This window comes from Streptomyces sp. x-80 (assembly GCF_046549095.1).
In the GTDB taxonomy this organism is placed as follows: domain Bacteria; phylum Actinomycetota; class Actinomycetes; order Streptomycetales; family Streptomycetaceae; genus Streptomyces; species Streptomyces celluloflavus.
Map to the genome: position 1 here is coordinate 1 of NZ_JAJPWM010000065.1, position 1,625 is coordinate 1,625.

General features: G+C 69.7%; 1 protein-coding gene. It reads right to left on the reverse strand.

All coding sequences use genetic code 11. The features are described 5' to 3' along the window. Positions 1-35: 35 nt before the first annotated feature. Positions 36-1,541 carry an ISL3 family transposase gene (locus ACLJWH_RS41910; RefSeq protein WP_411147064.1) on the reverse strand — a complete coding sequence of 502 codons (1,506 nt, stop codon included), beginning with the start codon at positions 1,539-1,541 and terminating at the stop codon, positions 36-38. Positions 1,542-1,625: the final 84 nt, after the last annotated feature.

Below are 1,625 nucleotides of genomic sequence, written 5' to 3' on the forward strand. Positions count from 1 at the left end.
TCTGTTCCGTAGTCGGTGGTGACGCTGCGTTCTGCTCATTGGAGGAGAATGCGGTGGCGGAGGAGGTCGAATCCGGCACGGCCGTGCATCCGCCTCATGATCCTCTTGGTGCGGGTGTTGACGCCCTCGGTGCGTCCGTTGTGGTAGGGCAGGGTGAGGCCGGCGTCTACGGCTGCGCGGTCGAGTTCGAGGCCGTTGCAGAAGGTCTGCAGGTGGGGCAGGTCGGCGGCCCGGACTGCGGTGATCCACTCGGTGAGCCGGGTGTCGTTGCCCGCGGCCGGGGTCAGCAGCTCGGCGAACTCTTGGATGAGCCGGGCGAGTTCGGTCATCTCAGGGCAGGCCGCGGTGAGAGCTTTCAGGAGGGCGGTCTCCTTGGTGCGCAGGTGTTCGGGGTGGGTGAGCAGAAGCCGGGTGGCGCGTCGCGGGGTGGTGACCGGGCGGTCGCCTTCGGCGCGGCCCTGGTTGAGGTAGCGGTGGAGCAGGTTGAGGCTGCCGCTGTAGCCCAGCTCCTTGATCTCGCGGAACAGTTGCAGGACTGGCACGCCGGGTTCGGTCGCGCGACGGGTGCGCAGGTGGTCGCGGTAGGGGGCGACCAGGGTGGGCCGGTACTGGGGAGCGATGCGCTCGGCGGTCGGCTCGGGGATGCGGGCGTAGCGTTTGACGGTGTTGAGGGCCAGTCCCAGGCGGCGGGAACAGTCGAGCAGGCCGACGCCTTGGCCGAGAAGGCCGTGGATTTTGTGCCAGCGTTCGCGGGTGGTCTGCTCGCGGACCCCGCCGGGGCGGGGCGGGTTGACGGTGGCCCAGCAACTCGCGTGGGCTCGGACCTCGGCCAGGACCTTGTCGTACAGGTTGCGGAACAAGTGCCAGCGGTCGCTGACCTGCACCGCGTCCGGCAGCGCCCGCCGGATCGCCTCGGCGTACGTGGCCGATCCGTCCCGGCGCACGACCTCGATCCCCTTCTTCCCGCGCAGCCAGGTCTCCAGGGTGGCGGCCTCACGGTCGGGGAGCACGTCGATGAGCTGGCCGGTCTCGGTGTTGATGATGATTGTGGCGTAGCGGTGCCGGCGGCGCAGGGCGAAGTCGTCGACCCCGATCACCCGCGGGATCCGCACGGTCGGCGTGGGGATGCGCCGCAGCAGGCGCAGTGCGGTGGCGTACGAGACCGGCGTGGCCAGCCACCGGGTGAGCCGGGCGGCTGCCCGGCCGCATAACTCCTTGACCGCCTTGGAGGCCTGACCGGTCAGGCGCGTGGTGCGGCGTTGATGGCGTTCCAGCAGCCCCGGTATCTGTTCGCGGAAGGTCTGCCGCCGGCAGCCCAGGACAGGGCAGACCAGGCGCCGCACCCGGACCCGGACCACGACCCGGCGGCCGTCCACCGGCACGTCCGCCACCGTCCGATGGTGGAATCCGTGCACCTTCGCCGTCGACACCCCGCACACCGGGCAGGGCACCGTGACATCCCGGGTCCGGGCCGTAACCCGGACCGCCTCGCCATCGTCCGCCACATCCTCGATAACCAGCGCCGACAATCCCGAAAACACCACAGCCACAAGCTCGTTGACATCCCGCATGAGATGTCAACGACACACGTCACCCTTCGTAGCCACCGACTACGGAACAGAGCC